The following is a 665-nucleotide window of genomic DNA, read 5'->3' on the forward strand; positions in this document are numbered from 1 at the left end:
TACAAGAAGGCCGTTCCTTCACTGGCGTTTTGTACGCTGGATTGATGCTTACTGAAAACGGCTCGAAGGTCATTGAATTTAATGCCCGTTTCGGCGATCCGGAAACACAGGTCGTGCTTCCGCGCATGGAATCTGATCTGGTCCAGGTGCTTCTTGATCTTTTAGATGATAAGGAAGTTGACTTAAGATGGAAGGATACCGCGGCAGTGAGTGTTGTGCTTGCATCAGAAGGGTATCCGGAAAGCTATGCAAAAGGTACGCCGATCGGCAGCCTTGCAGCAGAAACTGAGCAGGTCGTGGTCTTCCATGCCGGAACGAAAGCAGAAGGCGGAGAGTTCGTTACAAACGGGGGGCGCGTCGCCAATGTGACAGCTTTTGATGAATCGTTTGAAGCGGCTAGAGACCGAGTGTACAAAGCGGTTGATGAAATATTCAAACCGGGACTCTTTTTCAGAAAAGATATTGGGGCACGCGCTTTAAAGGCTGCCCAAAAATAAGTGAGGAAAACCCGCAGATTAGCTGCGGGTTTTTTTGTTATAGAAAAGCGGGATGGCAGCTGGAAGAAGAAAGCACAACGAGTGTGGTCGGTTTTCCATGGGCCATAGAGGCGTCAATAAAATCCTCAAGCGTATGTACCGATTCAGTCACGACCTTTGTCACATAGC

1 protein-coding gene and 1 pseudogene are annotated in these 665 nt (G+C 48.9%); one reads left to right on the forward strand and one right to left on the reverse strand.

Going from position 1 to position 665, the window contains the following annotated elements; all coding sequences use genetic code 11:
• A partial coding sequence (locus ACWHAR_RS27960) for a phosphoribosylglycinamide synthetase C domain-containing protein (RefSeq protein WP_452088549.1) occupies positions 1–497 on the forward strand: 497 nt, incomplete at its 5' end.
• A gap of 37 nt (positions 498–534) precedes the next feature.
• Here ACWHAR_RS27960 and ACWHAR_RS27965 read toward each other — a convergent pair.
• A pseudogene (locus ACWHAR_RS27965) lies at positions 535–665 on the reverse strand (Lrp/AsnC family transcriptional regulator); the annotation flags it as partial.

The organism is Bacillus sp. LR--39 (genome assembly GCF_053613335.1).